The 10,886-nt window shown below is 75.1% G+C and carries 9 protein-coding genes; 5 read left to right on the forward strand and 4 right to left on the reverse strand.

The annotated features are described in order from the left end of the window. Positions 1–354 precede the first annotated feature (354 nt). The 3 genes from GA0115242_RS22730 to GA0115242_RS22740 all read left to right on the forward strand — a co-directional run bounded on the left by GA0115242_RS22730 (position 355) and on the right by GA0115242_RS22740 (position 4,228). Positions 355–2,580 carry an acetate--CoA ligase family protein gene (locus GA0115242_RS22730; protein WP_093831364.1) on the forward strand — a complete coding sequence of 742 codons (2,226 nt, stop codon included), beginning with the start codon at positions 355–357 and terminating at the stop codon, positions 2,578–2,580. Further along, a complete protein-coding gene (locus tag GA0115242_RS22735) occupies positions 2,571–3,542 on the forward strand; it encodes an enoyl-CoA hydratase/isomerase family protein (protein ID WP_093831366.1) in 972 nt (323 codons plus the stop codon). The genes GA0115242_RS22730 and GA0115242_RS22735 overlap by 10 nt, the downstream gene beginning before the upstream one ends. Positions 3,543–3,637: 95 nt before the next feature. After that, positions 3,638–4,228 carry a flavin reductase family protein gene (locus GA0115242_RS22740; protein ID WP_093831368.1) on the forward strand — a complete coding sequence of 197 codons (591 nt, stop codon included), beginning with the start codon at positions 3,638–3,640 and terminating at the stop codon, positions 4,226–4,228. A 28-nt stretch (positions 4,229–4,256) separates the two neighbouring features. Here the strand turns inward: GA0115242_RS22740 and GA0115242_RS22745 are convergent, their stop codons facing one another. Further along, entirely contained in the window at positions 4,257–5,564 is a 1,308-nt protein-coding gene (locus GA0115242_RS22745) for an MFS transporter (protein WP_093831370.1), read from the reverse strand. A gap of 72 nt (positions 5,565–5,636) precedes the next feature. Between GA0115242_RS22745 and GA0115242_RS22750 the strand changes: the two genes are divergently transcribed. Continuing rightward, positions 5,637–6,650: a GlxA family transcriptional regulator gene (locus GA0115242_RS22750; protein WP_093831372.1), complete on the forward strand. Its 1,014-nt coding sequence runs from the start codon at positions 5,637–5,639 to the stop codon at positions 6,648–6,650. 7 nt (positions 6,651–6,657) lie between these two features. On the opposite strand, the gene GA0115242_RS22755 is transcribed toward GA0115242_RS22750, so the two are convergent. From GA0115242_RS22755 to GA0115242_RS22765, 3 genes are all read right to left on the reverse strand, one after another. After that, on the reverse strand, positions 6,658–7,707 hold the full coding sequence (locus tag GA0115242_RS22755) for a Zn-dependent alcohol dehydrogenase (RefSeq protein ID WP_093831374.1): 1,050 nt from the start codon (positions 7,705–7,707) through the stop codon (positions 6,658–6,660). Next, the gene (locus GA0115242_RS22760) at positions 7,707–8,858 is read right to left on the reverse strand and encodes an acyl-CoA dehydrogenase family protein (RefSeq protein WP_093831376.1); all 1,152 of its coding nucleotides are present in this window, start codon (positions 8,856–8,858) and stop codon (positions 7,707–7,709) included. The genes GA0115242_RS22755 and GA0115242_RS22760 overlap by 1 nt, the downstream gene beginning before the upstream one ends. Before the next feature lie 68 nt (positions 8,859–8,926). Continuing rightward, positions 8,927–9,838 carry an SDR family NAD(P)-dependent oxidoreductase gene (locus GA0115242_RS22765; RefSeq protein WP_093831378.1) on the reverse strand — a complete coding sequence of 304 codons (912 nt, stop codon included), beginning with the start codon at positions 9,836–9,838 and terminating at the stop codon, positions 8,927–8,929. Positions 9,839–9,921: 83 nt separating this feature from the next. Here GA0115242_RS22765 and GA0115242_RS22770 point away from each other — a divergent pair, with 83 nt between their 5' ends. Beyond that, complete coding sequence (locus GA0115242_RS22770; protein WP_093831380.1) at positions 9,922–10,848, forward strand: cyclase family protein; 927 nt, start codon at positions 9,922–9,924, stop codon at positions 10,846–10,848. Positions 10,849–10,886: the final 38 nt, after the last annotated feature.

Genomic DNA, 10,886 nt, shown 5'->3' on the forward strand with positions numbered 1-10,886 from the left:
CTCCGGGCAACGACGCGCACGGTCAGACACGTTCTGGGGCGTGTCCGGGCTCCGGGCGCGGGCGGTGGCGCCCGTGGCCGACTTCCGCCGCCCGCGCGGCCGATGCGGCCCGGGGGGCTGTGCGGGACCGTCCGCCGGGGCCAGAATGTGAGCGCCGCTCAGCTTTCCGGCGCCGCCCGCCCGGCCGGCGGCCGGGGACGCGTGCGGTCATCCGCCCACGGCACCGCGCGGCGCCGGTGGCAACGGTCCGCCCCGATGTTCGACTTTGCGTGCACACCCGTTCCTGACGGACTGTCAGTTCAGTAATCTGACAGTGCGTCAGATAATGGCTGTCACACAGGAGCGGGCGGACCGATGCTTGGATCAACCCACGGCACCCTCACCACCGACTCCCGCCGGGCCCGGGTCATCGCCTGTGGCGAGCACCCGGGACCGGCCGTCCACGGCAGGCCGGCCGACGTCGGCGATCTCGACGTCGGCGGCCGGCCCCTGCACGCCGACGTCCCCGACCTCGACCGGTTCTTCCGGCCGGGATCGGTCGCCGTCGTCGGCGCCTCGGACGCCGAGGGGCGCCCGAACACCGGCGTCACCCGGCAGCTCGTGGAGTGGGCCCGGCGGGTCGGCGCCCGGATCCACCCGGTCCACCCGACCCGCCCGTCCGTCTTCGGCATCCCGTGCCTGCCCTCCGTCGCCGACCTGCCCGAACCGGTCGACCTCGCGGTCCTGCTGGTCGCCGACCCGGTCCCGGTGATCGAGCGGCTCGCCGAGGCCAAGGCGCGCTTCGCGGTCGTCTTCGCCTCCGGTTTCGCGGAGACCGGCGCCGACGGCAGGGCCGCCCAGGAGCGGCTGGCCGACGCCGTGCGGCGCACCGGCACGCGGCTGCTGGGGCCCAACACCAACCTGAACGCCTTCGAGCGCTTCCGGGACGACCTCGACGGCCCGGCGATCGCCCTGATCACCCAGTCCGGCCACCAGGGCCGCCCGGTCTTCGCCCTCCAGGAACTCGGCGTGCGGCTCTCCCACTGGGCGCCCACCGGCAACGAGGCCGACCTGGAGAGCGCCGACTTCCTCTCCTACTTCGCCGAGCGGCCCGAGGTCGGCGCCATCGCCTGCTACCTGGAGGGCCTCAAGGACGGCCGGTCCTTCCTGCTCGCCGCCGACCGGGCCGCCCGGCGCGGGGTGCCGGTCGTCGCGGTGAAGGTCGGCCGCACCGAGACCGGGGCGCGCACCGCCGCCTCCCACACCGGCAAACTCACCGGCGCCGACGCCGTGGTGGACGCGGCCATGCGGCAGTTCGGCGTGATCCGGGTGGACGCCCTCGACGAACTCCAGGACACCGCCGCCCTGTTGGCGCGGGCCAGGCCACCGGTCACCGACGGCGTCGCCGTCTACTCCATCTCCGGCGGCACCGGCGCCCACTTCGCCGACCTCGCCACCGAGGCGGGGCTGCGGCTGCCCGCGCTCTCCGCGGCCAGGCAGGCGCAGCTGCACCAGTGGATACCGGAGTACCTGGACGTGGCCAACCCGGTCGACAACGGCGGCCACCCGGTCGGCGACCACCGCGGCCGCAAGATCATCGACGCGCTCCTCGACGACCCGTCGGTGGGCGTGCTGATCTGCCCGGTCACCGGCCCCTTCCCGCCGCTCAGCGACCGGCTGGTGCGGGACCTGGTGGACGCGGCCGAGCACACCGACAAGCTGGTGTGCGTGGTGTGGGGCTCACCGGTGGGCACCGAACCGGCCTACCGCGAGGTCCTGTTGGGCTCCTCCCGGGTGGCGACCTTCCGGACCGTCGGCAACTGCATCACCGCCGTCCGCGCCTACCTCGCCCACCACCGCTTCACGGCCGGCTACCGCTCCCCCTTCGACGAGGCGCCGCGCACCCCCTCGCCGTCCTTCCGCAAGGCCCGCGCCCTGATGACCCCCGGGCAGCAGCTGAGCGAGCACGCGGCGAAGCAACTGCTGCGCGCGTACGGCATCCGGGTGCCCCGCGAGCAGTTGGTGACCAGCGCGGCGGCGGCCGTCCGGGCGGCGGGGCTGGTCGGCTACCCGGTGGTGATGAAGGCGTCCGGCGCGCGGCTCGGCCACAAGACGGAGCTGGGCCTGGTGCGGATCGGGCTCACCTCGGCGAGCCAGGTCAGGGACGCCTACCGGGAGCTGACGGACATCGCGCGCCTCCAGGGGATCGCGCTGGACGGCGTCCTGGTGTGCCAGATGGTGGAGCGGGGCGTCGAGATGGTCGTCGGCGTCACCCACGACGAGCTGTTCGGGCCGACGGTGACGGTCGGGCTCGGCGGCGTCCTGGTCGAGGTGCTGCGGGACGTCGCGGTGCGGGTGCCGCCGTTCGGCGAGGACGAGGCCAGGAACATGCTCGGCGACCTGCGCGGACGGGCCCTGCTCGACGGCGTCAGGGGCCGCCCGCCCGCCGATGTCGAGGCGCTCGTCGAGGTGGTCCTGCGGGTGCAGCGGATGGCCCTGGAGCTGGGCTCCGACCTCGCCGAGCTGGACATCAACCCGCTCGTGGTGCTGCCCCAGGGGCAGGGCGCGGTGGCACTGGACGCGCTGGCGGTGTGCCGGTGAAGATCCCCGTCCACCACCGGGTGAGCGGCCGGGTCGCGACCGTCACCCTGGACCGCCCCGAGGCGCTCAACGCGCTCACCCCCGCCCAGCGCGACCGGCTCATCGAACTGTTCACCGCCTTCTCGGCCGACCCCGAGGTCAGGGCGGTGGTGCTGACCGGCACCGGCCGCGGCTTCTGCGCGGGCGCGGACCTCCGCGGCGACCCGACACCCGCCCCGGCACCCACCCCGCCCCCGGTCAACCCGCCGGGTCCCGGCGGCACCCCGGGTCCCGGCGGCGTCTCGGACCCCAGCACCACCCCGAGCCCCGGAGCCCCCTCCGACCCCAGCACCGCCCCGCCCCCCGCCACCGTCCCGGCTACTGCGGAGACGTCCGGCCGTCCTCCGCGTACCGGGCGGGTCGCCGGGGACGTCTCCCGGACGCTCCGCCTGGGTGCCCAGCGGCTGATCGGGGCCGTGCTGGACTGCGAGAAGCCGGTGATCGCCGCCGTGAACGGCACGGCCGCGGGCCTCGGCGCGCATCTGGCGCTCGCCTGCGACCTGGTGCTGGCCGCCGAATCGGCCCGGTTCATCGAGGTGTTCGTCCGCCGTGGCCTGGTCCCGGACGCGGGCGGCGCCTATCTGCTGCCGCGGCTGATCGGCCCGCAGCGCGCCAAGGAGCTGATGTTCTTCGGCGACGCCCTCGGCGCGGCCGACGCGCAGCGCCTCGGCCTCGTCAACCGGGTCGTCCCGGACGCGGAGCTGGCGGAGACCGCGGCGGCGTGGGCGGACCGGCTGGCGAGCGGTCCCACCCGGGCCCTGGCGCTCACCAAGCAGTTGGTCAACAGCTCCCTGGAGACGGACCGCGCGGCGGCGTTCGCGGCGGAGGCGGCGGCGCAGGAGCTGAACATGGCGACCCACGACGCCCAGGAGGGCCTGCGCTCCTTCGCCGCGCGCGAGTCCCCGGTGTTCAGGGGCCGTTGATCCCCGCGCGGCGGGCGCCGGGCCCGCGGACGGCCCGAAGTACCCGCACCGCCCGCCTTCCCATCTGACACTCCGTCAGTTTCAATGGAGGGGTGATGGGACAAGCGGGAACGGCCGAAGCGGCAGTGCGCTATCTCAGGTCGGCCCCCCGGCCGCACCCCCGCCGGGCGACCGGCCTGCGCTGCGTCCGGGAGGACGAGCGGGCCCCGGTCGACCGCACCGAGTTCCGCCGGGTCCTGGGCCAGTTCGCGTCCGGCGTCACGGTCGTCACGGCGCCGCCCGCCGATCCGGACTCCGCACCGGCCGGTTTCGCGTGCCAGTCCTTCACCTCCCTCTCCCTCGACCCGCCGCTGATCGCGTTCATGGTGGGCCGCGCCTCGACGACCTGGCCCAGGATCGCCCGCGCCGGCGTCTTCTGCGTCAACGTCCTCGCGGCGGACCAGGGCCCGCTGTGCCGGGCGTTCGCGGCGAGCGGCACGGACAAGTTCCTGGGCGTCGCCCACACCCCGGCGCCGTGCTCCGGCGCCCCGCTGCTCGCGGGCGTCCTGGCCTGGATCGACTGCACGGTCCACGCGGTGCACACCGGCGGCGACCACCTGATCGTCGTCGGACGGGTGGACGCGCTGGGGACCGGGAACGGCTCGGCGGCGCCGCTGCTGTTCCACCGGGGCCGCTTCCTGCCCTGACCGCGGCCCCCCGGCCGCTCCGGGCCGCTCAGCCGGGGACCGTGACCGGCCGGCGGCGGATCACCAGCGCCATCAGGGCCGCCGCCGCGCACAGCGCGCCGGAGGCGTACCAGACCATGTCGTAGCTGCCGAAGGCGTCCCGGGCGAGGCCGCCGAGGAAGGCGACCAGGGCCGCGCCGACCTGGTGCGAGGCGAGGACCCAGCCGAAGACGATCGCGCTGTCGTCGCCGAACCGCTCGCGGCACAGGGCGACGGTCGGGGGGACGGTGGCGACCCAGTCGAGGCCGTAGAAGACGATGAAGAAGAGCATCGGCGGGTGGACGCTGGGCGCCAGCAGCATGGGCAGGAACAGGAGCGAGACCCCGCGCAGCGCGTAGTAGACGGCGAGCAGCCTGCGCGGTTCGAAGCGGTCGGTGAACCAGCCGGAGGCGATGGTGCCGACCACGTCGAAGACGCCGATCACGGCGAGCAGCGAGGCGGCGGCCGTGACCGGCATGCCGTGGTCGTGGGCGGCGGGCACGAAGTGGGTCTGGATCAGACCGTTGGTGGAGGCGCCGCAGATCGCGAAGGTGCCCGCGAGGAGCCAGAAGGTGCCGGTGCGGGCGGCGGTGAGCAGGACGGTCACCGCGCGCCGGGCGGCGCCCCTGACGGGGGCGGGCCTGGGCACGAACGCGGTGGCGCCGTAGGGCTTCTGGCCGATGTCGGCGGGGTGGTCGCGCAGCAGCAGCCAGACGAAGGGGACGACGGCGAGCGCGGCGAGGGCGACCGTGACGGCGGCCGGGCGCCAGTCGTGGGTCTCGACGATCCAGGACAGCAGCGGCAGGAAGACGAGCTGGCCGGAGGCGGAGGCGGCGGTGAGGATGCCGGTGACCAGGCCGCGCCGGGTGGCGAACCAGCGGTTGGTGACGGTCGCGGCGAAGGCGAGCGCCATCGACCCGGAGCCGAGGCCGACCAGGAGGCCCCAGCTGAGCATGAGCTGCCAGGCGGCGGTCATCCAGACGGTGGACCCGGCGCCGACGGCTATCACGGTCAGCGCGACGGCGACCACCTTGCGGATGCCGAAGCGGTCCATCAGGGCCGCCGCGAACGGCGCGGTGAGCCCGTACAGGGCGAGGTTGACCGAGACGGCCGCCCCGATCGTGCCACGTGACCAGCCGAACTCCAGATGCAACGGGTCGATGAGCAGTCCGGGCAGGGAGCGGAAGGCGGCGGCGCCGACGATCGTCACGAAGGTCACGGCCGCGACGAACCACGCGCGGTGGACGCGGGGGGCGGCGGGCGCGGGACCGCGCGGGGCCCGGTCGGCGACGGCGGCGGAGTCGTTTGTCTGCGTCACGTCGTAGAGCTTCCGTTCGGCACCGCCCGTGCAGCGAGTGGCCCGAAGGACAGTGTTCGCTAGGATCGGGCCATGAGCCGCGCACCGGAGCACCGCCCGCACCGGGTCGTCGTCCTCGCCCTGGACGGCCTCCTCCCCTTCGAGCTGGGCATACCGCACCGGGTCTTCGGCCGCCCGGTGGACGCCGACGGGCGCCCGCTGTACGAGGTGGTGACCTGCTCGGTGCGCCCGCCGGGCCCGGTGGAGACCGACGCCGACTTCACCGTGGACGTCCCGCACGGGCCCGAGGCGCTCGCGGGCGCCGACACCGTCGTCGTCCCCGCCTCGTACGAGCTGGGGCCGGTCTTCGAGGACGGGGTGCTCACCCCCGAGCTGGCCGCGGCGCTGGCCCTGATCCGCCCCGGCACCCGGCTCGCCTCGATCTGCACCGGGGTGTACGTGCTGGCCGCCGCAGGGCTCCTGGACGGCCGTCCGGCGACCACGCACTGGGCGGACGCCGACCGCCTCCAGCGCCTCTTCCCGCGGATCGCCGTCGACCCGGACGTGCTCTTCGTCGACGACGGCGACATCCTCACCTCGGCGGGGGTCGCGGCCGGCATCGACCTGTGCCTGCACATGGTCCGCCGCGACCACGGCGCCGCCGTCGCCAACGAGGTGGCCCGGCGCACGGTGGTCCCGCCGCACCGGGACGGCGGCCAGGCGCAGTTCATCCGCCGACCGGTGCCCGAGCCCCGGTCGGCGAGCACCACGGCGGCCCGCGCCTGGGCCCTGGGCAGGCTGCACGAGCCGCTCCAGCTCCGGGACATGGCGGCCAGGGAGGCGATGTCGGTGCGCACCTTCACCCGCCGCTTCCGCGAGGAGGTCGGGGTGAGCCCGGGGCAGTGGCTGACCGGGCAACGGGTGGAGCGGGCACGGCAGTTGCTGGAGTCGACCGACCTGTCCGTCGACCGGGTCGCCCGGGACTGCGGGTTCGGCACCGCGCAGTCGATGCGCCAGCACCTCCAGGCGGTGCTGGGCGTGACGCCGACGGCCTACCGGCGGACGTTCCGGGCGGGCGCCGACAGCGGCCTGACGGCCCGACTCTGACGCGGCGTCAGAACGTGAGCACGCCGCGTGCCACCCGGCCCGCCTCCGCGTCCGCGCGCGCCTTCGCGAAGTCCTCCACCGGGTAGGTGGCGGTGACGAGTTCGTCCAGCAGGAGCCGCCCGGTGCGGTACAGCCCGGCGTAGAGCGCGATGTCCCGCTGCGGGCGCGAGGAGCCGTAGCGGCAGCCGAGGACGGACTTGTCCAGGTAGAGGGAGGAGACCAGGAAGGACGCCTCGGCGGTCGCGGGCGGCACCCCGAGCAGCACCGCCTGCCCGTGCCGGTCCAGCAGGTCGACCGCCTGCCGGATCAGCTCGACCCTGCCCACGCACTCGAAGGCGTGGTCCACCCCGGTCGGCAGGATCTCCCGCACGCCCTCGGTGGAGGTCAGGAAGTGGGTCGCCCCGAACTCCCTGGCCACCGCCTCCTTCGCCGGGTTGGCGTCCACGGCGACGATCGTCACGGCGCCCGCGATCCGCGCCCCCTGCAGGACGTTGAGGCCGACCCCGCCGGTGCCGATCACCAGCACGCTGTCGCCCCGGTCGACCGCGGCCCGGTTGAGGACGGCGCCGACGCCGGTCAGCACCCCGCAGCCGATCAGCGCCGCCGACGTCAGCGGGAGGTCGGCGGGGATGCGCACCGCCTGGACCGCCTTCACCACGGTCCGCTCCGCGAACGCCGAGTTGGCCGCGAACTGGAACACCGGGCGCCCGCCCCGGGTGAAGGGCCGCCCCGGCCGCCCGATCGCCCGGCGGCACATGGTCGGCCTGCCCCGGTCGCACTCCGCGCAGGTCCCGCAGTTGGCGAGGGTGGACAGCGCCACGTGGTCGCCGGGCGCGACGTGCGTGACCCCGTCCCCGACCGCGTCCACCACCCCGGCGCCCTCGTGCCCGAGCACCACGGGGACCGGGAACGGGATGGTGCCGTCGACCACCGACAGGTCGCTGTGGCACAGCCCGGCCGCCCGCACGGCGACCCGCACCTCCCCCGGGCCGGGGTCCCGCACCTCCAGGTCGTCGACGACCTCCACCCGCGTCCCGTCCCACACCACACCGCGCATCACACGGCCCCCTTCGGCTCCCTCGGCAGCCCGAGCACCCGCTCGGCGATGATCGTGCGCTGGATCTGGTCCGAGCCGCCGTAGACGGTGTCGGCCCGGGAGAACAGGAACAGGTGCTGGGCCGCGTCGAGCGCGTACGGCGTCCCGGGCGTCCAGTCCGCGGGGCCGACCCCGGCCGCCGCGCCCCGCACCGCCACCGCCAGCTCGCCGAGCCGCTGGTGCCAGCCCGCCCACAGCAGCTTGGCGACCGAGGGCGCCCCGGCGTCTCCCGAACCCCCCAGCGTGCGCAGGGCGTTCCAGCGCATGGCCCGCAACTCGGCCCAGAGGGCGACCAGTCGCTCGCGCAGCACCGGGTCGGCGGCGGCGCCGCTCTCCACGGCGGTGCGCACCACCCGCCCCAACTCGGCCGCGAACCCGATCTGCTGGGCCAGCGTCGACACCCCGCGCTCGAAACCGAGCAGGCTCATGGCGACCTTCCAGCCGTCCCCCGGGCCGCCCACCAGGTGCTCGGCGCGGGCCAGCGCCCCGTCGAAGAAGACCTCGTTGAACTCGCTGGTGCCGGTGAGCTGCCGGATCGGCCGCACCTCGATCCGGTCCGGCTGGTCCATCGCCACCAGCAGGAAGGCCAGCCCGTGGTGGCGCCGGGAGTCGGGGTCGGTGCGCGCCAGCACGAAGCACCAGTCGGCCTCGTGGGCGAGGGAGGTCCAGATCTTCTGCCCGGTGATCCGGTAGTGGCCGTCGCCCTGCCGTTCGGCCCGGGTGCGCACCCCCGCCAGGTCGGAGCCCGCGCCGGGTTCGCTGTAGCCCTGGCACCACCACTCCTCACCGGCGGCGACGGCGGGCAGGAAGCGCCGTTTCTGGGCGTCGGTGCCGTGCGCGAGGAGCGTCGGCGCGAGCAGGTTCTCCCCGATGTGCCCGGAGCGCGGCGGGGCCCCCGAGCGGGCGTACTCCTCGGCCCAGACGACCTGTTCGGTGAGGGACGCGGTGCGGTTGCCGTACCCCTCCTCGCCCCAGCCGAGGCCGATCCAGCCGTCCCGGCCGAGGACGCGCTCCCAGCCGCGCCGGTCGCCCGAACCGGACACGTGCGCCGCGAGCCAGTCCCGCGCGCGGGCCCTGAACTCCTCGTCCCCGGCGGCGAATCCAAAGTCCACGAGGTTCCCTTCCTGGCGCCGACGTACCGGACCGGGCGGCTGGACGCGCTCCGCGCGCGCCCCGCCCGTCATGTGTTCGGCCGCTCCCCCGCCCGCGCGGCCCGCCCCATCTCGGCCACCCGCTCCAGCAGCGGCATCGGGTCCGTGCCCACCGTCCGGGGCAGGACCGCGGCGATCCGCTCCGGCGTCCAGCCCCCCTCGGCGTACGCGGCCCGCAGCTCCCGGGGCTGCGCCCACACCGCGATCCTGGGTCCGGCGACGGTGTACACCTGCCCGGTGATGCCCTCCTCCCGGGCCCGCTCGGAGAGCAGGTAGACGACGAGCGCGGCGACGTCCTCCGGTTCGCCGATCTCGGCCAGCTCCATGGGCACCCCGGCCGACATCCGGGTCCTGGCGACCGGCGCGACCGCGTTGGCGCTCACCCCGTACTTGTGGAGTCCGAGGGCGGCGCTGCGCACCAGCGAGATGATCCCGCCCTTGGCCGCGCTGTAGTTGGCCTGCGACACCGACCCCTGGTGGTTGCCGCTGGTGAAGCCGATCAGGGTGCCGCCGCGCTGCGCGCGCATGACGGCGGAGGCGGCCCGGAAGACGGTGAAGGTGCCCTTGAGGTGGGTGGCGATCACCGGGTCCCACTCCTGCTCGGACATGTTGAACAGCATCCGCTCGCGCAGGATGCCGGCGACGCAGACGACGCCGTCCAGCCGTCCGTACGCGGCCAGCGCGGTGTCCACGACGCGACGGCCGCCCGCCATGGTGGAGATGTCGTCGGCGACCGCGACGGCCGTGCCGCCCGCCTGCTCGATCTCCTTGACGACCGTGTCGGCGATCTCGCTGGTGGGGTCGGCGCCCGCGACCGAGACGCCGTAGTCGTTGACGACGACACTGGCCCCCTCGGCCGCCGCGGCGAGCGCCACCGCTCTGCCGATGCCGCGTCCCGCGCCCGTCACGGCGACCACCCTGCCTGCCAAGAAGTTCCCCACGCCCGGCCCCTTCCCGCGGTTTCTGACGGTCCGTTAGATTTTTGACCCGCCAGACACCCGGAGACAAGCCCTGGGGAGAGCCGATGTCGCTGCCCGCCGAATTCCACGAGATCGCCCGGCGCGTGAACAACTGGGGACGCTGGGGGAGCGACGACGAGATCGGCACCCTCAACCTGATCACCGACGCCGTCGTGCGGGACGCGGCGGCCGGGGTCCGCACCGGCCGCCGCGTCCCGCTCGCCCTGCCGCTGCGCCAGGACGGGGTGCAGAGCGGGCTGATCCCGGGGCGGGTCAACCCGCTGCACGCCATGGTGCAGATCAACCAGGAGATCTTCGGCCCCGGCACCGTCGCGTGCAGCGACGACGCCGTGACGATGGGGCTCCAGGCCGGCACCCACTGGGACGCGCTGCCCCACGTCTCGCACTCGGGGCGCCTGTACAACGGGCGCCCGGCCGACTCGGTGACCGCGCACGGCGGCGCCGCGTTCAGCTCGATCGCCACCGCCCGGCACCTCGTCTCGCGCGGGGTGCTGCTCGACGTGGCGCGGGCGCACGGCACCGACCGGCTGCCGGGCGGGCACGCGGTGACGCCCGAGGACCTGGAGGCGGCACAGGAGCTGGCCGGGACCCGGGTGCGGGCGGGGGACGTGGTGCTGGTGCGGACCGGCCAGATACGGGCGTACCTCGCCGGGGACCGGGAGGGGTACGCGTACCCGTCGCCGGGGCTCTCGGTGCGCACGCCCGAGTGGTTCCACGCCCGGGACGTGGCCGCCGTCGCCAACGACACGCTGACCTTCGAGGTCTTCCCGCCGGAGATCGAGGACCTGTGGCTGCCGGTGCACGCCCTGCACCTGGTGGAGATGGGGATGCTCCAGGGCCAGAACTGGAATCTCGAAGAGTTGTCCACAGCCTGTGGAGAGACCGGCCGCTACACCTTCCTGCTGTCCGCGATGCCGGAGCCGTTCGCCGGCGCGACCGGCACCCCGGTGGCGCCCGTCGCCGTCCTGTGAGCGCCGCGCGGGCGGGCCGCGGGCGAGGCCGGACGGCG

Source organism: Streptomyces sp. SolWspMP-5a-2 (genome assembly GCF_900091845.1).
GTDB classification, from domain to species: domain Bacteria; phylum Actinomycetota; class Actinomycetes; order Streptomycetales; family Streptomycetaceae; genus Streptomyces; species Streptomyces doudnae.